General features: G+C 68.3%; 15 protein-coding genes. 7 read left to right on the top strand and 8 right to left on the bottom strand.

Annotation, left to right across the window (positions count from 1 at the left end; all coding sequences use genetic code 11):
• Positions 1-7 precede the first annotated feature (7 nt).
• Genes leuS through holA form a run of 3 tightly spaced genes read left to right on the top strand, consistent with a single transcriptional unit; the run spans position 8 to position 4,263 of the window.
• The gene (gene leuS / locus FRZ61_RS25205; protein ID WP_151120405.1) at positions 8-2,575 is read left to right on the top strand and encodes a leucine--tRNA ligase; all 2,568 of its coding nucleotides are present in this window, start codon (positions 8-10) and stop codon (positions 2,573-2,575) included.
• A 2-nt stretch (positions 2,576-2,577) separates the two neighbouring features.
• On the top strand, positions 2,578-3,204 hold the full coding sequence (gene lptE, locus FRZ61_RS25200) for an LPS assembly lipoprotein LptE (protein ID WP_151120404.1): 627 nt from the start codon (positions 2,578-2,580) through the stop codon (positions 3,202-3,204).
• A gap of 24 nt (positions 3,205-3,228) precedes the next feature.
• The gene (gene holA, locus FRZ61_RS25195) at positions 3,229-4,263 is read left to right on the top strand and encodes a DNA polymerase III subunit delta (protein ID WP_151120403.1); all 1,035 of its coding nucleotides are present in this window, start codon (positions 3,229-3,231) and stop codon (positions 4,261-4,263) included.
• A gap of 137 nt (positions 4,264-4,400) precedes the next feature.
• Here the strand turns inward: holA and FRZ61_RS25190 are convergent, their stop codons facing one another.
• The 7 genes from FRZ61_RS25190 to FRZ61_RS25160 all read right to left on the bottom strand — a co-directional run bounded on the left by FRZ61_RS25190 (position 4,401) and on the right by FRZ61_RS25160 (position 10,770).
• Positions 4,401-5,306, bottom strand: a complete 906-nt coding sequence (locus FRZ61_RS25190) for a ParB/RepB/Spo0J family partition protein (protein ID WP_151120402.1) — start codon at positions 5,304-5,306, stop codon at positions 4,401-4,403.
• Entirely contained in the window at positions 5,303-6,067 is a 765-nt protein-coding gene (locus tag FRZ61_RS25185) for a ParA family protein (RefSeq protein ID WP_318526357.1), read from the bottom strand. The genes FRZ61_RS25190 and FRZ61_RS25185 overlap by 4 nt, the downstream gene beginning before the upstream one ends.
• 28 nt (positions 6,068-6,095) lie before the next feature.
• A complete protein-coding gene (rsmG, locus tag FRZ61_RS25180) occupies positions 6,096-6,722 on the bottom strand; it encodes a 16S rRNA (guanine(527)-N(7))-methyltransferase RsmG (protein ID WP_191909463.1) in 627 nt (208 codons plus the stop codon).
• 19 nt (positions 6,723-6,741) lie between these two features.
• Positions 6,742-8,631 (bottom strand): tRNA uridine-5-carboxymethylaminomethyl(34) synthesis enzyme MnmG, encoded by a 1,890-nt coding sequence (gene mnmG, locus FRZ61_RS25175; RefSeq protein ID WP_151120400.1) that lies wholly within the window; start codon positions 8,629-8,631, stop codon positions 6,742-6,744.
• A 124-nt stretch (positions 8,632-8,755) separates the two neighbouring features.
• Complete coding sequence (gene mnmE / locus FRZ61_RS25170) at positions 8,756-10,090, bottom strand: tRNA uridine-5-carboxymethylaminomethyl(34) synthesis GTPase MnmE (protein WP_151120399.1); 1,335 nt, start codon at positions 10,088-10,090, stop codon at positions 8,756-8,758.
• A 45-nt stretch (positions 10,091-10,135) separates the two neighbouring features.
• Positions 10,136-10,531 carry a (2Fe-2S) ferredoxin domain-containing protein gene (locus FRZ61_RS25165; protein WP_151120398.1) on the bottom strand — a complete coding sequence of 132 codons (396 nt, stop codon included), beginning with the start codon at positions 10,529-10,531 and terminating at the stop codon, positions 10,136-10,138.
• On the bottom strand, positions 10,528-10,770 hold the full coding sequence (locus FRZ61_RS25160) for a DUF6489 family protein (RefSeq protein WP_151120397.1): 243 nt from the start codon (positions 10,768-10,770) through the stop codon (positions 10,528-10,530). Before FRZ61_RS25160 ends, FRZ61_RS25165 begins: the two co-directional genes overlap by 4 nt.
• A gap of 204 nt (positions 10,771-10,974) precedes the next feature.
• On the opposite strand from FRZ61_RS25160, the gene FRZ61_RS25155 reads away from it, so the two are divergent.
• The 4 genes from FRZ61_RS25155 to FRZ61_RS25140 all read left to right on the top strand — a co-directional run bounded on the left by FRZ61_RS25155 (position 10,975) and on the right by FRZ61_RS25140 (position 15,190).
• Entirely contained in the window at positions 10,975-13,077 is a 2,103-nt protein-coding gene (locus FRZ61_RS25155) for a thioredoxin domain-containing protein (RefSeq protein WP_151120396.1), read from the top strand.
• Between the two features lie 80 nt (positions 13,078-13,157).
• Positions 13,158-13,574 carry a methylated-DNA--[protein]-cysteine S-methyltransferase gene (locus FRZ61_RS25150; RefSeq protein ID WP_225309000.1) on the top strand — a complete coding sequence of 139 codons (417 nt, stop codon included), beginning with the start codon at positions 13,158-13,160 and terminating at the stop codon, positions 13,572-13,574.
• A 36-nt stretch (positions 13,575-13,610) separates the two neighbouring features.
• Complete coding sequence (locus tag FRZ61_RS25145; RefSeq protein ID WP_151120394.1) at positions 13,611-14,591, top strand: quinone oxidoreductase family protein; 981 nt, start codon at positions 13,611-13,613, stop codon at positions 14,589-14,591.
• Positions 14,588-15,190 (top strand): putative glycolipid-binding domain-containing protein, encoded by a 603-nt coding sequence (locus FRZ61_RS25140; RefSeq protein ID WP_151120393.1) that lies wholly within the window; start codon positions 14,588-14,590, stop codon positions 15,188-15,190. Before FRZ61_RS25145 ends, FRZ61_RS25140 begins: the two co-directional genes overlap by 4 nt.
• 4 nt (positions 15,191-15,194) lie before the next feature.
• Here the strand turns inward: FRZ61_RS25140 and FRZ61_RS25135 are convergent, their stop codons facing one another.
• Positions 15,195-18,431, bottom strand: coding sequence for an adenylate/guanylate cyclase domain-containing protein (locus FRZ61_RS25135; RefSeq protein WP_151120392.1), 3,237 nt, complete (start codon positions 18,429-18,431; stop codon positions 15,195-15,197).
• Between the last annotated feature and the right edge of the window lie 26 nt (positions 18,432-18,457).

Here is an 18,457-nt window from a genome sequence, read left to right as displayed (position 1 = left end):
CATCGGCATGACGAGCACCCGCTACAACTTCAAGGAATCCGAGCGCAAATGGCAGCAGCGCTGGACCGAGCATAAATCCTTCGCCGCGCGGCGCGATCCCGGCCGCCCGAAATACTACGTGCTCGAGATGTTTCCCTATCCCTCGGGCCGCATCCATATGGGCCATGTGCGCAACTACACGCTGGGCGACGTGGTCGCCCGCTACAAGCGCGCGCAAGGCTTCAACGTGCTGCATCCGATGGGCTGGGACGCCTTCGGCCTGCCGGCGGAGAACGCCGCCATCGCGCAGGGCGTGCATCCCGCCAAATGGACCTACGAGAACATCGCGACCATGCGCGACCAGCTCAAATCGATGGGGCTGTCGCTCGACTGGGATCGCGAGATCGCGACCTGCCATCCCGAGTACTATCGCCACGAGCAGCGCATGTTCCTCGAGATGCTCGAGGCGGGTCTGGTCTATCGCAAGGAGGCGATGGTCAACTGGGATCCGGTCGATCAGACCGTGCTCGCCAACGAGCAGGTGATCGATGGACGCGGCTGGCGTTCCGGTGCGGTGGTCGAGAAGCGCACGCTCTCGCAATGGTTCTTCCGCATCACCGCCTATTCCGACGAGCTGCTGCAGGCGCTGGGCGAGCTCGAGCGCTGGCCCGCCAAGGTCAGGCTGATGCAGGAGAACTGGATCGGCCGCTCCGAGGGCGCGCGCTTCTTCTTCAAGCTCAAGAATGCGAACGAGCGCATCGAGGTGTTCTCGACGCGGCCCGACACGCTTTACGGTGCCTCCTTCGTGGCGCTGTCGCCCAATCATCCGCTGGCGGGCGAGCTCGCGAAGAAGGACGAGGGGCTCGCCGCCTTCATCGCCGAATGCAACCGCATGGGCACCAGCGAGGCGACGCTCGAGACCGCCGAGAAGCAGGGCTACGACACCGGCCTCAAGGCGATCCATCCCTTCGATGCGGGCTGGACGCTGCCGGTCTATGTCGCGAACTTCGTGCTGATGGAATATGGCTCGGGCGCCATCTTCGGCTGCCCGGCGCACGACCAGCGCGACCTCGACTTCGCGCGCAAATACAAGCTGCCGGTCCTGCCGGTGGTGCTGCCGAAGGGCGAGGATCCGAAGAGCTTCGGCGTCGGCAACGAGGCCTATGTCGGCGACGGCACCTTGTTCAACTCGAAGTTCCTCGACGGGCTCGATGTGCCGAGCGCGCTCAAGGCCGCGATCGCCAAGCTGAAGGAGATCGGCCAGGGTGAAGGCACCGTCGCTTATCGGCTGCGCGACTGGGGCGTCTCGCGCCAGCGCTATTGGGGCTGCCCGATCCCGGTGATCCATTGCGAGGGCTGCGGCATCGTGCCGGTGCCGAAGGACCAGCTCCCGGTGCGTCTGCCGGACGACGTCACCTTCGACAAGCCGGGCAACCCGCTCGACCATCATCCGACCTGGAAGCATGTCGCCTGCCCGACCTGCGGCAGCCCCGCGCGGCGCGAGACCGATACCTTCGACACCTTCGTCGAATCCTCCTGGTATTTCGCGCGCTATTGCAGCCCGCGCTCGAACGAGGCGATGGAGCGGCCGGATGTCGATTACTGGCTGCCGGTCGATCAGTATGTCGGCGGCGTCGAGCATGCGGTGCTGCATCTGCTCTATTCGCGCTTCTTCACCCGCGCGCTGAAGCGCTGCGGCTATCTCGGCATCGATGAGCCGTTCGACGGGCTCTTCACGCAAGGCATGGTCTGCCACGAGACCTATCGAGATGCCGACGGCGAGTGGCTGCTTCCGGGCGAGGTGCGCAAGGAAGGCGGCAAGGCGGTCGCGATCGGCGACGGCCGCACCGTCGCCGTCGGCCGCTCGGAGAAGATGAGCAAGTCGAAGAAGAACGTGGTCGATCCGACCCACATCATCGACGCCTACGGCGCCGACACCGCGCGCTGGTTCATGCTCTCCGACAGCCCGCCCGAGCGCGATCTCGAATGGACCGAGGCCGGCGTGCAGGGCGCCTGGCGTTTCGCGCAGCGGCTCTGGCGCATGGCGAGCGGGGCGTTGCCCGACATGGCGCCGGCCGGTGCCAGCGCCGGATCGTTCGACGAGACGGCAACGGCGCTGCGCCGCGCCACGCACAAGACCATCGCCGGCGTGACCGAGGACATCGAGGCCTTCCGCTTCAACAAGGCGGTGGCGCGGCTCTACGAGTTCGCCAACACGCTGGACGATTACGAGACCGGCAGCCAGGGCGGACGCCCCTGGGCGTTGCGCGAGGCTTATGACGCGCTGGCGCGGCTGGCGGGACCGATGATGCCGCATCTGGCCGAGGAGATCTGGCAGCTCCTGGGCGGCAAGGCGATGCTCTGCGACGCGCCCTGGCCCAAGGCCGACGCGGCGCTGACGCGCGACGACAACGTGACGGTCGCGGTGCAGGTCAACGGCAAGCTGCGCGCCACGATCGAGCTGCCGCGCGATTGCGACCAGGCGCTGGCCGAATCCCAGGCTCTGGGCGACGAGCGCATTCGCCGCTTGCTCGACGGCAAGCCACCGCGCAAAGTGATCGTCGTGCCCAACCGGATCGTCAATGTCGTGCTGTGAAGATGTCGCGCGCTGAAGAGAGGCGCAGGCTGCTGGGGGTTTTGGCGCTCGGCCTCGCGATGGCGCTCGCGGGCTGCGGCTTCCATCCGCTCTATGGCGATCACGGCGCCGGCGGCGACACCAACGCCGAGCTCGCCCAGGTGCGGGTGCAGCCCATCCCCGACCGGACCGGCCAGCTGCTCTACAACAAGCTGCGCGACCGCTTCAATCCGCGCGGCAAGCCGGCCGAGCCGCGTTATGTGCTCGAGGTCACCGTCAAGGAACGCAGCGACAGCCTGCTGCTGGATCCGAGCGACACCTCCTCGCGCAACAATCTCGAGCTGACCGCGAGTTTCCAGCTGCGCGAGATCCAGAGCGGCGTCACCGCGCTCCAGGGCCGCAGCCAGGCGAGCATCAGCTACGATGTGCTGGATTCGCAATATGCGACGATCGTCTCGGAGCAGGATGTGCGCGACCGCGCCACCAAGATCCTGAGCGACGATATCAGCACGCGCGTCGCCCTCTATTTCTCGAGCGGCAAGCCGGCCTCCGCCGCCACGCAGCCCGTGCTAGAGTCGCCGACGAGCCCCTTCTCCTCCGGGCCGCCTTCTTCCCTGCCGTCCACCTCCCCTCCGCCCGCCTCGCCCTGATCGGGCCATCCTCGAGCGGCCTCGATGAAACTGACCGGCAAGACGATCGACCGGTTTCTCGCCAAACCCGATCCGCAGGTCATGGCGGTGCTGGTCTATGGCGTCGATGCCGGGCTGGTGCGCGAGCGTGCCAACCAACTCGTGCGCCAGGCCGCGGGCAGCCTCGACGATCCGTTCCGGGTGGCGGCCTTGAGCGGCAAGATCCTCAGGGAGGACCCGGCCCGGCTCGCCGACGAGGCCATGGCCATGTCGCTCACCGGCGGTAGACGCGCAGTCCGCATCGAGGATGCGGATGACGACGTGGCGCCGATCCTCAAATCCTATCTGGCGGGCGCCGCCTCGGGTCCGGCGACCGACAGCCTGATCGTGCTCGAAGCCGAGGAGCTCCCGGCCCGTTCCGCGCTGCGCAAGCTCTGCGAAGGCGCCGACCAGGCGGCGGCCCTGCCTTGCTACCGCGACGAGGGGGCCGGGCTTTCGGGGCTGATCCGGGAGAAGCTGCAGCAGGAGGGGCTCGCGATCGCGCCCGAGGCCCTCTCCTACCTGGCGGCCCGGCTCGGCGGCGACCGCGCCGTGACCGTCTCCGAGCTGGAGAAGCTGGCGCTCTATATGGGGGGCACCGGCAAGACCGTGGCGCTGGCGGATGTGGAAGCCGCGGTCGGCGACAGCGCCGCCCATGCGCTGGACGACCTGGTCTATGCGCTGAGCGACCGCGACACGGCGGGTGTGGAGCGCGGCCTGGCCCGCAGCCTGGGCGAGGGCACGGCCCCCATCTCGCTGCTGCGGGCGGCCGCCCGGCATTTCCTGCGGCTGCAATGGGCCCTCGGCAAAGCCGACCAGGGTGGCATTGAGGGCGCGATGCGCAGCCTCCGGCCCCCGGTCTTCTTCAAATACGAGGATCGCTTCAAGGGCGCCGCCCGGCGCTGGTCACCGGCCGGGATCGCCACCGCCCTCGAGCGGCTGCTCGCCACCGAGCAGCTCTGCAAGCGCAGCGGGTCGCCGGCCGAGACCCTCTGCCGGCGGGTGTTCCTGGAGATCGCGAGCCTGAAACCCGGGCGGTGAGGCTGGCCCGGTCGCCGTTTATGCTGCGCAGAATAAGATTGTCGGGGTGCAGCATGGCTGCAGCATGAAACATCCCGGGCGCAGCATAAGTCCGGCGGCCCTGCAGCATTCCGCAGCATAAAGGCTTCGTCGGACGGCTATTCTTCGGTGGCTTTGGGGGAATGGGCGGCCCGGGTCAGCCGCTGCAGCAGGTCGTCGAGCTGGTCGAGGCTCTTGTAATGGACGGTCAGCGCCCCGCCCTGCCCGTCGAAATGGATCGAAACCTTGAGCCCCAGCAGGTTGGAGAGGTCGCGCTCCAGCGCCAGCGTGTCGGCGTCATGGGCCGCCCCGGGCTTGGACCGGCTGGGCTTGCGCAGGGTGGCGGGCTTGGCGGCGCTCGCCATCCGCTCCGCCTGGCGCACATTGAGGCCCTGGCTCACGATCTGGCGGGCGAGTCCCACGGGGTCCTTGGCCGTGACCAGCACGCGGGCATGGCCGGCGGTCAGCTCGCCCTTGTCGAGCAGCGCCTTGATCTCGATAGGCAGCCCGAGCAACCGCAACATATTGGCGATGTGGGACCGGCTCTTCCCTACATGTTGTGCCAGGTCCTCTTGCGTGTTCTTGAATTCCTCGAGCAGGCGGCGATAGCCCTCGGCCTCTTCCAGGGGCGAAAGGTTCTCGCGCTGCAGGTTCTCGACCAGCGCCAGCTCGAGCGCCTCGCGGTCGCCGAGATCGCGGATGATGACCGGGACCTCATGCAACTGCGCCCGCTGGGCCGCGCGCCAGCGCCGCTCGCCGGCGACGATCTCGTAGGCGTTGGGCTGCTGCGGGCGGCGCCGGACCAGGATCGGCTGCAGGATGCCGTTGGCCTTGATCGATTCCGCGAGCGAGGCCAGCTCGTCATCGCCGAAGATGCGGCGCGGCTGGAACGGCCCCGGCTGGAGCTGCTCGATCGGCACCATCTTGGACAGCCGGACCCGATCGAGCGAAGCGTAGTCGGCGCTTTCCGCCCCCAGTAAAGCCGACAGTCCGCGGCCGAGTTTCTTGCTGCCGTCGTCGATCAAGCCGCCTCAGGCTCCAGCCGCTCCCGGCGCAGCATCTCACTGGCGAGATGGATATAGGCTTGGGCGCCGGGGCATTTCAGATCATAGAGCAGGACCGGCTTGCCGTGAGAGGGCGCTTCGGAGATCCGCACATTGCGCGGGATGACGGTGTCATAGACCTTGTGGCCCAGATGCCCGCGCACATCGGCCGCCACGAGATCGCTCAAGCTGTTGCGTTTGTCGAACATGGTCAACACCACGCCTTGAATCTCGAGCGTGGGATTGAGCGCTTCCTTGATGCGCTGGACCGTCATCATCAGATGGCTCAGCCCTTCGAGCGCCAGGAACTCGCATTGCAGCGGCACCAGCACCGCATCGGCGGCGACCAGCGCGTTGAGGGTGAGCAGACCCAGCGAGGGTGGGCAGTCGATGAGAATATAGTCATAGCTGGCGACGACCGGCTTCAGCGCGTCGCGCAGCAGGAACTCGCGGCGGCTGGCCGAGACCAGCTCGATCTCCGCCCCCGACAGATCGACCGAGGCCGGGATGATGGCCATGCCCGGGACCAAGGTGGGGAGCAGGGCTTCGCGCGCCGTGGCGCTGCCTTCGAGCAGATCGTAGGAGGTCACGGATCGCCGGGCCCGCTCGATGCCGAGCCCGGTCGAAGCGTTGCCCTGGGGGTCCAGATCGACGATCAGGACTTGCTTCCCACAAGCCGCCAGCGCGGTCGCCAGATTGATCGCGGTCGTGGTCTTGCCGACCCCGCCCTTCTGGTTCGCCATCGCCAAAACTTTGGCTTTTCTCAGTGGGTTATCGTTCGTCGCGGTGAGGTCGGAGAGGTTCGACATGGCTCAATCGCAGGACGGTTCCGGTGGGATCGGTGCGGCTGGGAAAGCGCTCCGTCTGCATCTTCCAGCCTTTACCAGCCTCGGTCAATTCGCGCTCGACCTGCTGGCCTTTAAGGAACAGGCAGTGGCTGGAGAGTGCCATAAAAGGGAAAGAGTATTCAAGTAATTGGGGGAGATCGGCGCAGGCCCTACTAACAATTGCGTCGACCTGCATTTTGGGCAGCGTCTCGACCCGCTGGGCGTGAATCGTGACGGAGAGGCCCGCGACTCGGGCGGCCTCGCGCTGAAAAGCGCATTTTCGCTGGTCCGACTCGACCGAATGGACCTCGCCCACCCCCATCGCCGCGAGCACGAGGCCGGGGAACCCGGCGCCGCTGCCGATATCGATCAGGCTCCTCGTGCCAGGTGGCAGCAAGGGATAGAGCTGGGCCGAGTCCAGGATATGCCGGCGCCAGACATCCTGCAGCGTGTTCGCAGCGACCAGGTTGATCGCCCGCTGCCATTTCACCAGCAGTTCGGTGAGCCGCTCCAGCCGGGCCAATGTTTCACGTGAAACACCCGTCTCGGCGGCGAAGGCTTCGGGGGTCAGGGGCATCGTCATCATCGCCTCAGGTCGAGGCGGCGGCCGTTCTTTCCGTCGGCCGGCGGTCGGCGCTGCGGACATGGCGAAGCAGAGCCGTGAGGGCCGCCGGGGTCACGCCCGAGATTCGGCCCGCCTGGCCCAGGGTCGCGGGTCGGACGCGGCTCAGCTTGTCCCGGATCTCGGTCGAGAGGCTGCCGATCGCCGCAAAATCGAGGTCGGCCGGCAGCGCCAACGACTCCTCGCGGCGGAAGGCCCGGATATCGGCCTCCTGGCGCTCCAGATAGCCGGCATAGCGGCCCTCGATCTCGAGCTGCTCACCGATCGCCGCCGGGATCTCGGCCAAGGCCGGCCAGACCCGGGTGAGCGCCGCCAGGGTGATCCCCGGATAGCCCAGCATCTCGGCGGCGCTGCGCCAGATGCCGTCCTGGTTAACGGCGAAGCCCTGCGCCCGCAGCCGGTTCGGCGTCTCCCGCAGCGTCGCGACCAGGTTTCTCGCCGCGGTCAGGGCCGCCTTCTTGCGGTCGAAGTGACGGGCGCGATCGGCACCGACGGCGCCGGCCGCGATCCCCTTCTCCGTCAGCCGAAGATCGGCATTGTCGGCCCGGAGCATGAGACGGTACTCGGCGCGCGAGGTGAACATGCGATAGGGCTCGCGGGTGCCCTTGGTGATGAGGTCGTCGATCAGGACGCCGATATAGGCGTCCGCCCGGTCGAGGACGAAGCCGTCCCCGCCCCCGGCCTTGAGGGCGGCATTGATGCCGGCCATCAACCCCTGGGCCGCCGCCTCCTCGTAGCCCGTGGTGCCATTGATCTGGCCGGCGAGAAACAGGCCCGGCACCCGGCGGGTCTCCAGGGTGGCGCTCAGCTCGCGGGGATCGATGAAGTCATATTCGATCGCGTAGCCCGGCCGCAGGATTCGGGCCTGCTCCAGGCCCGGGATCGTGGCCAGGAATTCCGCCTGCACCTCGGCCGGCAGCGAGGTGGAGATGCCGTTCGGATAAACCGTTGAATCCTCGAGCCCTTCCGGCTCAAGGAAGATCTGGTGCCGGTCGCGGTCGGCGAACCGCACTACCTTGTCCTCGATCGAGGGGCAATAGCGGGGGCCGGTGCTCTTGATTTGGCCGGAATAGATCGCCGAGCGGTGCAGATTGCGCCGGATCACCTCATGGCCGGCAGCACCCGTCGCGGTGATATGGCAGTCGATCTGCGGCGTCTCGATCCGGGTGGTGAGGAAAGACATGGGCTGGGGCGGCCGGTCCCCCGGTTGCCGCTCGAGCCCGGCCCAGTCGATGGTGGTGCCGTCGAGGCGCGGCGGGGTGCCAGTCTTGAGCCGACCCATCGCAAAGCCGATCCGCTCCAGCGCCTCGGCCAAGCCGACCGCCGGCCCCTCCCCGACCCGGCCGGCCGGCCGGGTCTCGGTGCCGATATGGATCAGGCCGCGGAGAAAGGTGCCGGTGGTCAGGACCGCCGCCGCCAGACCGAGCCGGCGTCCGGTCGCCGTGACCAGGGCCACCAGGCGGCCGGCCGCGTCGAGCTCGATGTCCTCGGCGGCCTCCTCGAGAATCTCGAGATGGGGCTGGTTCGCCAGGAGATCCTGGACCGCCGACTTATAGAGGCGGCGGTCGGCCTGGGCCCGGGGGCCCTGGACCGCGGGACCTTTGCTGCGGTTGAGGATCCTGAACTGGATCCCGCCGCGGTCGATGGCCCGGGCCATGAGGCCGTCGAGGGCGTCGATCTCCCGGACCAGGTGGCCCTTGGCCAGGCCGCCGATCGCCGGGTTGCAGGACATCTCGCCGATCGTGTCGCGCCGATGGGTCAGGAGGAGCGTGCGGGCACCCAGGCGCGCCGACGCAGCCGCGGCTTCGCAGCCGGCATGTCCTCCACCGACGACAACGACATCGTAGAAATCGCCCATGGCGCGGGACTTTAGTCCTCGACCCTCGCTTGAGTCAAAAGCTCAGCGCCGGTTGGGATCGTCTGACGCAGCCCCGATGTTTCACGTGAAACATCGGTCCGCCTCGAGACCGTCCCGGAGCAGGTTATTTGCCGATACAGAATTCCAGGAAGATCCGTTCGAGAAGATCCTCGACATCGACCCGCCCGGTGATCCGCCCCAAAGCCCGGACGGCCAGCCGCAAATCTTCGGCCAGGAGTTCCGGATCGCGGGCGGTGACGCTGCGCCCCAAGGCGGCGGCCGCTTCCTCGAGGGCCGCCCGATGGCGAGCCCGCGTCAAGGCAGGCGAGCCAAGCGAATCCATGGTTTGGGCAGCGATTTCCGCGATCCGTTCAACCAGATCATTCAATCCGGTACCGGAACGAACGGAAACGGGCAGGAACGGCAGGCCGAGGTCCGGCAGGGGCCGGCCGGCGAGCAGATCGATCTTGTTGACCAGGACCAGATCCCGATCCTTCTTGAGATTCAAGAGGCTGGGCAGTTGCTCCCAAGCTCGTTCCGCATCCAGAACGAAAACTCGGAGGTCCGCACCTTCGGCCCGGCGCTCGGCGCGGCGAACGCCTTCAGCCTCGATTTCATTCCGGGTCCGGCGCAATCCAGCGGTGTCGGCCAGAAGCACGGGATAGCCGCGCAGATCGAGAGCGACTTCGAGCACATCCCGCGTGGTGCCCTCGTGCGGCGAGACGATGGCCGCTTCCCGCTGCGACAAGGCATTGAACAAGCTCGATTTACCCGCGTTCGGAGGACCCAGGATGGCGACCGACAGCCCCTCGCGCAGCCGCTCGCCGCGATGGCCGTCGGCAAGGTGCTGGGCGATGGCGCTGGCCACCGGCGCCACTTGTTCCGCTACCGAAACAATCAAATCGGCCGGCAGATCCTCGTCGGGGAAATCGATCGCTGCCTCGAGTCTGGCCAGGGCTGCCGTCAGGCTCTCGCTCCAGCCGCCATAGAGGGCGCCGAGCGCTCCTTCCAGCTGGCGGATGGCCTGGCGCCGCTGGGCCTCGGTCTCGGCCGCGACCAGATCGGCCAGCCCCTCCACCTCGGTCAGATCCAGCCGACCATTGAGGAACGCCCGGCGCGTAAACTCCCCTGGTTCCGCCAACTTCAAATTCGGAAGCTTGGCGAGAGCAGCCAAGACGGCGGCCAGCACGGCCCTTCCGCCGTGAAGATAGAGCTCTGCCACCGCTTCCCCGGTGAAGCTCCCTGGCGCGGGAAACCAGGCGACCATTCCTTGATCGAGGGACTCGCCGGTGATCGGATCGTTTATGCTGCGCCGCACAATTTTTCGCGGCGGGGGCGCTTCACGGCCGGTCAGCAGCCGAAGCGCGTGGCCCGCGTCAGGGCCCGAAAGCCGCACGACTGCCAAACCCGACCGGCCGGGTGCGGTGGCGGGCGCATAGATGGTGGATTCCTCGCGCATTTCGGTCCGGTTACTCCAGGGAACCGACCGGCGCGGTCCGCCCGCTCACTTCTTCTTGGGCGGGTCGTCCCCCGGCTTCAGCATCAGATGCTCCGCCCGCCCGCCTTCGACCAGGTGCTTTTGCAGCACCTCGTCGATCTCCTCGCGGGTCCGGCAGCGATACCACACCCCTTCGGGGTAGATCACCAGGGTCGGCCCCAGCTCGCAGCGATCCAGGCAGCCGGCCGTGTTGATGCGCACGCCGGCGATCCCCAGCTCCTTGGCCCGCGCCTTCATATAGTCGCGCAGCTTCTCCGCCCCCTTCTCCTTGCAGCAACCCCGGGGGTGGCCGGCCGGCCGCTCGTTGGTGCAGCAAAACACATGGGCCCGATAGAACAGGGGCGGATCGCCCGAGATCTGCCCCTGATCGGAGGCCGCCCGGTCCGGCTCAACCTTGGTCATTCGCTGGTCTTCTTTCCTGCCAATCCTTCCCAGAACGCCCGCTGCATCTTCTCGATGCTGCCCAGGCCGCCCGGGAGCCAGGCCTTGAACATCGCCTCGGCATCCATGCTCTTGAGCGCGGCCATCATGCGCTGCTCGGCCTCCTTCATCACCGCATCCTGAAGCGGCGCCACATCGGGCAACCCCAGGAAGGCACGGGCTTCGGCAGGCGAGCAGTCGATATTGATCGTGATCTTCATGAGCCCTCCGATCGCCGCCTTGGCCGCCCGTCCGCTTCATTGCCCGGACTGAGATTGGGGTTGAGCGGCCGTCCCACCGATCCGACTATATATCAGGAGCGCGCCCGTTCTTTCCCAGGGCCGCGGGTCGATCCCGCATCTGGCGAGATCGACGCCTCCAGGTCAATGCCGCAAGCTTGCCGGTCGAAAGGCTTCGAATCCGTTATGACCTCCGCGCCGGATCTGCCGCCGTCTCCCGCCAGCCCTGAGGTTGAGGCCGACGGTATAGCGCGGCTGGCGGCGAACCAGCTCGGCCTGAGCACGAGCCCCTATCTCCATCAGCACCAGGCCAACCCGGTGCATTGGCAGGTCTGGGATCCGGCGACGCTGGCGGCGGCCCGGGCGCTCGACCGGCCGATCCTCCTCTCGGTCGGCTATGCGGCCTGCCACTGGTGCCATGTCATGGCGCATGAGAGCTTCGAGAACGAGGCCACCGCCGCCCTGATGAACGAGCTCTTCGTCAACATCAAGGTCGATCGCGAGGAACGGCCGGATGTCGACCAGATCTACCAAGCGGCCTTGGCGTTGCTCGGCCAGCAGGGCGGCTGGCCCCTCACCATGTTCCTCACGCCGCAGGGCGAGCCCTTCTGGGGCGGGACCTATTTCCCGCCGGCGGAGCGCTGGGGCCGGCCAGGATTCCCCGACGTGCTCAAGACCATCGCCGGGATCTATCGCGGCGACCGCGGCAAGGTCGCCAACAACGTCACGGCGCTCCGGGATGCGCTGGCCTCGATGTCGGAGCCGCGGCCCGGCGGCGCCATCTCCATGGCGCTGATCGACCGCATCGCCGAGCATCTGCTGCAGCAGGTCGACGAGGAGCATGGCGGCATCGGCGGCGCGCCGAAATTCCCGCAGGAGCCCAGCTTCGAGCTGCTCTGGCGCGGCTGGAAGCGCACGGGCGAGACCGGCATGCGCGACGCGGTGCTGCTCACCCTCACCCACATGGCGCAGGGCGGCATCTACGATCATCTGGGCGGCGGCTTTGCGCGCTATTCGGTCGACGCCGAATGGCTCGTCCCGCATTTCGAGAAGATGCTCTATGACAACGCCCAGCTCGTCGAGCAATACGCGCTGATCTGGCAGGAGACGAAATCGCCGCTCTACGAGGCGCGCGTGCGCGAGACGGTCGGCTGGGCCCTGCGCGAGATGCGCGCCGAGGGCGGCCCCTCGGGCAACCGGGGCTTCGCCTCCTCGCTCGACGCCGACAGCGAGCATGAGGAAGGCAAGTTCTATGTCTGGACCGAGGCCGAGATCGACGCGGCGCTCGGAGCCGATGCGGTTCTCTTCAAGCGCATCTATGACGTGCGCCCCGAGGGCAACTGGGAGCACAAGACGATCCTGAACCGCAGCGCCCATCCCGACCTGATGGACGAGTTCGCGGAAGGGGCGCTGCAGAAGGCCCGCGCCAGACTGTTCCAGATCCGCGAGAACCGCGTGCGGCCGGGCTTCGACGACAAGGCGCTGGCCGATTGGAACGGCCTCATGATCGCGGCCCTCGCCTTCGCCGCCGAGGTCTTCGACGAGCCCGCCTGGCTCGAGGCCGCATGCGAGGCCTTCGCCTTCGTGACGAAGGACATGACGAGGGAGGGGCGCCTGCGTCACAGCTATCGGGGCGGGCGGCTGCAGCATCCGGCGACGCTCGACGACTACGCCAACAACGCGCGCGCGGCGCTGCGCCTGCATGAGGCGACGGGCGATCCGGCTTATCTTACGCAAGCCGAAACGTGGGTCGAGACGCTGGACCGCCATTACTGGGACAAGAACGGCGGCGGCTATTTCTTCGCGGCCGACGACACCACCGATCTCGTGCATCGGCCGCGCAACGCCAACGACAATGCCGTGCCCTCGGGCAACGGCACGATGGTCGCCGTGCTGGCCAGGCTGCATTACCTCACCGGCAAGCCCGCCTATCGCGACCGTGCCGAGGCGCTGGTCGGCGCCTTCGCCGGCGAGATCGAGCGCAACTTCTTCCCGCTTGCGACCCTCCTCAATGCGAACGACCTGTTGCAGAACGCGCTGCAAGTGGTGCTGGTCGGCGACCCGGCCTCGCCCCTCATGGGGGCGATGCGTCGCGCGGTGTTCGACGTTTCCCTGCCCAACCTGGTGCTGCAATCCGTCGCCACCGGGACCGCCCTGCCGGAAGGACATCCGGCGGCCGGCAAGACGGTCGCGGCCGGCTCGGTCGCCGCCTTCGTCTGCCGCGGCCAGACCTGCTCCCTGCCTTTCACGGAGCCCGAACGGCTGAAGGCCGCTCTCGCCCTCGGATGACCGACAGCGCGCTCCTTTCCCGGCAGGCCGTCATGGCCTCGCCGCTCGGCCTCCTGACCTTGACGGAAGAAGAGGGTTTCTTGACGGAGTTGAGCTGGGATTGGGGGAACGACCGCCCGGCCGACCCGCCCCCGGCCGGCTCGCCGCTGCTGGACCGGGCGCGGGCGCAGCTCGAGGCTTATTTCGCGGGCCGCCGCGACGGTTTCGACCTGCCCCTGGCACCGCGCGGCACCGGCTTCCAGCGGAAGGTCTGGGAGCGGATGCGCCGGATCCCTTATGGCGCCACCTGGAGCTATGCCGAGCTGGCGCGGGATGTCGGCAGCGTCGCGCGCGCCGTCGGCCAGGCTTGCGGCGCCAACCCGATCCCGATCATCATTCCCTGCCATCGCGTTCTCGCCGAGAATGGCGGTCTCGGCGGTTTCTCCGGCGCGGGCGGCACGGAATCGAAATCGTTCCTGCTCGAGCTCGAAGGGGCGCTGCCCTTGCGGCTCCTTTGATCCACGACCGATCTCATTTCTGAAGGATTCGATCCCATGGCCAAGACGCACGCGATCCGGATCACCGAGTTCGGCGGTCCCGAGAAACTGAAATGGGAAGAGGTCGATCTGCCGGCACCCGGCGCCGGCGAGCTGCTGCTGCGCCAGACCGCCTGCGGCCTCAACTATGTCGACACCTATCAGCGCAGCGGCCTCTATCCCCTGACGCTGCCCTCGGGGCTCGGCCTCGAGGCGGCGGCCGTGGTGGAGGCGGTCGGCCCCGGCGTGACCGGGTTCAAGCCCGGCGACCGCGTCGGCTACAACGCGGCACCCGCCGGCGCCTATGCGGAGCGGCGCGTCTATCCGGCCGCGAAGGCCGTCAAGCTGCCGGACGGGATCGACGACAAGACCGCCGCCGCGATGCTGCTGCGCGGCATGACGGTCGAATATCTCATCCGCCGGACCTTCCCGGTGAAGAAGGGCCAGACGGTGCTGTTCCATGCGGCCGCGGGCGGTCTCGGCCTGATCGCCGGTCAATGGTTGTCACATTTGGGCGTTACCGTCATCGGCACGGTCGGCTCGGACGAGAAGGCCAGGATCGCGCGCGAGCATGGCTATCATCATGTCATCAATTATCGCACCGAGAACTTCGTGGCGCGCGTCAAGGAGATCACCGGCGGCAAGGGCGTGCCGGTGGTCTATGACGGCGTCGGCAAGGACGTGTTCATGGCGTCGCTCGACTGCCTCAGCCTGCGCGGCATGATGGTGACCTTCGGCAACGCCTCGGGTCCGGTGCCGACGATCGAGCCGCTGATCCTGTCGCAGAAGGGTTCGCTGTTCCTGACCCGACCCAGCCTCGGCCATTACACCTCGACGCGGGAAGAGCTGCTAGAAAGCGCCCAGGCTCTGTTCGACATCGTGCTCTCGGGCGCGGTCAAGGTCCCCGTCAACCAGACCTATCCGCTCAAGGACACGGCCCAGGCCCATCGCGACCTCGAGGCGCGGCGCACCACCGGCGCCACGGTGCTGCTGCCATGAACCCCGTCTCTCAAGGCCTGCTCCCGCCGGAACGTTCCTATTTCTGGGCCTCGCTGCAGGGTCCCGGCATGGAACAGCTGCGCATCCGCCTCGACCCCGTCGAGAACGTGGCGCACAGCTTGGTCATGGGCATCGAGGACGGGCTGCCCTATCGGCTGCACTACAAGATCAAGTGGGGCTCGGACTGGCGCATCCGCAAGCTGGCGCTGGAATCGCACACCACCGACGGGATGCGCGAACGGATCTTCAAGGGCGACGGGCGCGGCCATTGGCGCGACGACCAGGGAGAACCGCAACCGGAGCTCGATGGCTGCATCGATGTCGATATCGCGGTGACGCCCTTCACCAACAGCTTCCCGGTGCGGCGCCTGGAACTTGCTCCGGGGCAGTCTCAGGAGATCCGCGTGCTCTATGTGTCGGTCCCGGGCCTCGCGGTGAAGCCGGTGACGCAGCGTTACACCTGCCGCGAGCAGGCCAATGGCCGCCATAAGGTCACGTATGAAGGCTATCCCGCGGGCTTCAGCGCCGACCTCGAGCTCGACCGGGACGGGCTCGTGATCGACTATCCCGATCTCTTCCGCCGCGTGGCGCCGCGCTGAGGCTTCAGCGGCTCGCGGCCAAGGCCGCGTCGATTCCCGGCAGCACCTTCTGCCATTTTGCGGCCAGTGCTTCCTCGCGCAGCCGGCCGAGCTCGACGGGATCGATCTGCCGGCGCAGGCCGGCGGCCAGCGCCCGTCCCCGGCGGACCAGGAAGCTGACATAGGGCAAGGGCCGCGTCGTTACCTTCTCGAAGGCGGTCGCGTAGCGCTCCACGCGCTGCGCATCGCCCGCCTCCAGCGCCGCCTCCATGCCGTAGCGGTTGAAGAACAGGTGGTTGTGCCAGATCGAGCCGGCCTCGAGCAGCGCCTCGCCTTCGTCGAGCGCCCGCTCCCGCTCCGATCTGTCCGAGGTCAGCATCGCCAGCAGCCCGAGACCCGTGGGCAGGAGGTAGCGCGGCGTCTCGCGGGCGATCGCGACGCCTTCGCGCAGCAGGGAGAGGCTCTGCGGATCGCCCAGCTCATGCTGGACCTGGCCCAGGAACATGAGCCCCTCGGCCTCGAATCGCCGTGCGCTCAATTGCCGGCTGATCGCGAGCGCCTCGACGATGGCCTCCCGCGCGCCGGCCAGATCGCCCATCTCGAACCGATTCCAGAAGCGCATATGCTCGGCGATCATTTCCGCCCGCCGGTGGCCGACCTGCTTGGCGAGCGTCACCGCCGCATCGGCCTCGCCGAGAGCGCGCGGGAAATCGACATCGAGCATGCCGGACAGCGAGTACATCGCCCGGTTCGCGACCTCGATGCGGCGGAAGCCCTGGGCCGCCGCCAGCGCGACACAGCGCTCGAAATGCTGCATCGAACGGATGAAATCGCCATAGACGTAATAGCCGTCGCCGAGTCCGCCATGGGCGCGCGCTTCCTCCTCCGGCGCACCCGCCTCGACAGCCAGCGCCAGCGCCCGGCCATGCTCGGCGACGCAACGCTCTACCTCGCCGCGCGGGAACAGGATGTTGCCACGCAGCCCATGGATTCGGGCGAGCAGGACCGGCAGCTTCAGCCGTTCCGCGTCGGCCTGTGCCTCCGCCAGCAGGGCCAGCGCCTCGTCGAGCCGCTCGAGCACCGAGAGCGTATTGGCAAGACCCAGCTCGGCCTGAAGACGTTCGGCCCCTGGCGGTAGCGATGCGGCCGCCTGCTGGAAGGCGTCGAGCGCGCCGCGGCTGTCGCCCAGCCCCTGCCGGGTCTCGCCCAGGAGCACCGCCAGGGTGCCCTTGAGCGTGTCATCGGTCGCGAGCGCCAGGCCGCGCGCCGTGAGCGTGTTCACGCGGTCGAGCTGGAACTGCGCCATCGCCGCCTGGGCCGCCGCCAGATAAGCCGCGGCGGCGCCTGGATCCTCGGCGCGATCGAGATGCTCCGCCTCGAGCCCGCGATCACGGCCCCGGAACCAGTCCGCGGCCTTGCGATGCAACGCTTTGCGTCGGGCCTTCAGCAGCGAGCCATAGACGCCGTCGCGGATCAGCGCATGGGCGAAGGCGAGACCCGCCGCATCCGGCTTCAGGAGATGGGCGTCGATCAGGGACGAGACGTCGACCCGGTGGCGATCGAGCAGATGCGCCAGCGCCTCGGGATGGAAGCGCTGTCCCAGGACGGAGGCCGCCTGCAGCAGCGCCTTCTCGTCCGGCGGCAACCGATCGAGCCGGCCCAGAACCACGCTTTGCACCGAGGCCGGCACGCTGTCGGCGGCGGCGCTGGCCGTATGGCGGAGAAGCTGCTCGAGGAACAGCGGGTTCCCCTGGGCCCGCGCGATGCAGGCGGCGATCCGCTCGTCGCCGGGCGCGATGATCGCCGCCGCCAGCGCGGTCGCGTCGGCCGCCCGCAGCGGCGCCAGATCGAGCGTGTTGATCGCGGCCTCGCTGAGCTGCGCGCGCCAGGCGCGATCGAGCGGATCGCCTTCGGGACGCGTGGTGACGAGGAGCAGGATCGGCTGATGGGCCGTCGCTTCGGCCAGTGCCGCGACGAAACCCAACATCGAAGGTTCGGCCCAGTGCAGGTCCTCGATCACGATCAGGAGCGGCCCGCGCGTCGCGGCCTGTCGGGCGAGCGTCACCAGCAGCGCCTGCTTGCGCGCGAGGCGCGTGGCATTGTCCATGGCGGCATAGATCAGCCAGCGCTCGCCCCCGCTCGGCAGATCGAGCATGTCCTCGAGCATGGCCTGCTCGCCGGGCTCGATCAGCCGTTCCGCGACCGCCTGCTCGACTGCGGCGGTGCGGGCCGGCTCGCTGCTGTCGGGCCCGAGCCCCAGCAGGCTTCGCGCCAGGGCGGGAACCGCGTCCTGCCCCCGGCCGGCGCCGAAATCGAGGACGAAGGCGCTGTGAACGACGAAACCCTCGCGCGCCGCCTCCTGCGCGATTTCCTCCGCGAGGCGGCTCTTGCCGATGCCGGCATCGCCCCGCAGCACGGCCATGCGGCCCCGCCCGCCCGATTTCGTCGCCGCGATCATGCCGGCCAGGAGCTGGCGGTCATGCCGCCGTCCGACGAAGGGTGTCGAAGGACGGGCGGCGGGCGCCAGGCCCGAGACGCGCCAGGCGCGCACCAGGCCGTCGATGCCTTTGACGGGCTGCGGCGGCAGGGTCGCGGCCAGGACGCGGGAACCCAGGTTTTGGCGCAGCGCATCCGAGATGACGGTTTCGCCGGCGCCGGCCAGCCCCACCAGGCGCGAGGCCAGGTTGACGCTCTCGCCCAGCACCGTATAGCCGCGCGCGAAGCCGCCGGCGACGACCTCGCCCGCGGCGATGCCGATATGGACCGCGAGCGTCCGGCCCGCAGCGTCGGGCGCTGCCATGGCGGCATGGATGTCGAGCGCGGCGCGGATCGCCCGCTCGTCGTCATCGCCATGGGCGACGGGCGCGCCGAAGAGCGCCATCACGGCATCGCCGATATGCTTGTCGACGGTGCCGCCATAGTCGGCGATCGCCCGGTCGGCACGGGCATAGAAGCTTTCGACCAGCGCCTTCAAGTCCTCGGCATCGAGGCGTGCCGAAAGCTCGGTGAAACCCACCAGATCGGCGAAGAGCACGCAGACCGGCCGCTTCTCGCCTTCGGGCGCCGGCGCGGGTTTCGCTGCGGTTTCGGGAGAGGGGGCGGGGTCCTTAGGCTCGAGGGACCGCCCGCAGGACCCGCAAAACCGCGCGTCCGGGGCATTCTCGAAGCCGCAACCGGTGCAAGGGCGCGCCAGCTTCTGGCCGCAGGCGCTGCAGAAGCGGTGGCCGACGGGGTTCTCGGTGCGGCAGCGCGGGCATTCCATGCCAGGGCCAGGCCTTCCGGATCGAC

Source organism: Hypericibacter adhaerens, from assembly GCF_008728835.1.
GTDB lineage: Bacteria > Pseudomonadota > Alphaproteobacteria > Dongiales > Dongiaceae > Hypericibacter > Hypericibacter adhaerens.
The sequence above is the reverse complement of the archived record's forward strand: the minus strand, read 5'-3'. Positions and strand labels throughout refer to the sequence as shown.

Excerpts from the sequence above, each read along its gene's own strand:
- lptE (WP_151120404.1), top strand. The coding sequence starts at position 2,578 with ATGTCGCGCGCTGAAGAGAGGCGCAGGCTGCTGGGGGTTTTGGCGCTC.
- FRZ61_RS25185 (WP_318526357.1), bottom strand. The coding sequence starts at position 6,067 with ATGGCGAACCAGAAGGGCGGGGTCGGCAAGACCACGACCGCGATCAAT.
- mnmG (WP_151120400.1), bottom strand. The coding sequence starts at position 8,631 with ATGGGCGATTTCTACGATGTCGTTGTCGTCGGTGGAGGACATGCCGGC.
- FRZ61_RS25145 (WP_151120394.1), top strand. The coding sequence starts at position 13,611 with ATGGCCAAGACGCACGCGATCCGGATCACCGAGTTCGGCGGTCCCGAG.
- mnmE (WP_151120399.1), bottom strand. The coding sequence starts at position 10,090 with ATGCGCGAGGAATCCACCATCTATGCGCCCGCCACCGCACCCGGCCGG.
- leuS (WP_151120405.1), top strand. The coding sequence starts at position 8 with ATGACGAGCACCCGCTACAACTTCAAGGAATCCGAGCGCAAATGGCAG.
- FRZ61_RS25165 (WP_151120398.1), bottom strand. The coding sequence starts at position 10,531 with ATGACCAAGGTTGAGCCGGACCGGGCGGCCTCCGATCAGGGGCAGATC.
- holA (WP_151120403.1), top strand. The coding sequence starts at position 3,229 with ATGAAACTGACCGGCAAGACGATCGACCGGTTTCTCGCCAAACCCGAT.
- FRZ61_RS25155 (WP_151120396.1), top strand. The coding sequence starts at position 10,975 with ATGACCTCCGCGCCGGATCTGCCGCCGTCTCCCGCCAGCCCTGAGGTT.
- FRZ61_RS25160 (WP_151120397.1), bottom strand. The coding sequence starts at position 10,770 with ATGAAGATCACGATCAATATCGACTGCTCGCCTGCCGAAGCCCGTGCC.
- FRZ61_RS25135 (WP_151120392.1), bottom strand. The coding sequence starts at position 18,431 with ATGGAATGCCCGCGCTGCCGCACCGAGAACCCCGTCGGCCACCGCTTC.
- FRZ61_RS25140 (WP_151120393.1), top strand. The coding sequence starts at position 14,588 with ATGAACCCCGTCTCTCAAGGCCTGCTCCCGCCGGAACGTTCCTATTTC.